At 58.8% G+C, this 274-nt stretch carries 1 pseudogene; it reads left to right on the top strand.

Annotated features, from left to right (window positions below):
- Positions 1-274 (top strand): annotated as a pseudogene (locus SB756_RS29885) (hypothetical protein); the annotation flags it as partial.

Below are 274 nucleotides of genomic sequence, written 5' to 3'. Positions count from 1 at the left end.
CGACACACAAATACCCAACCTTTCGATCTACGGAACGCCACAGTTCCAGTTTCGCGTGCTCGCGCAACTTGCCCTGCTGGCTGGGCAGCCCGCGCTGAGAGAGCTACTGCAATCTGCTCGCAAAGGCGACCCACAAGGTGAGCGGTTGATCCTGATGCAGCTGTATGCCGGGAATAATGCTGTGCATGGCCAGGGCTGGGACCCCAGGACAGGTGTAGAGGGGGCTACAGCCATCACCACCATACTGTACGACCCCTATACCCATGGAGAGGAC

Origin of the sequence: Pseudomonas sp. SIMBA_068, from assembly GCF_046534705.1 — a bacterium.
In the GTDB taxonomy this organism is placed as follows: Bacteria; Pseudomonadota; Gammaproteobacteria; order Pseudomonadales; family Pseudomonadaceae; genus Aquipseudomonas; species Aquipseudomonas putida.
Note: the sequence above shows the minus strand (reverse complement) of the source record. Positions and strands in the feature narration are given on the sequence as shown.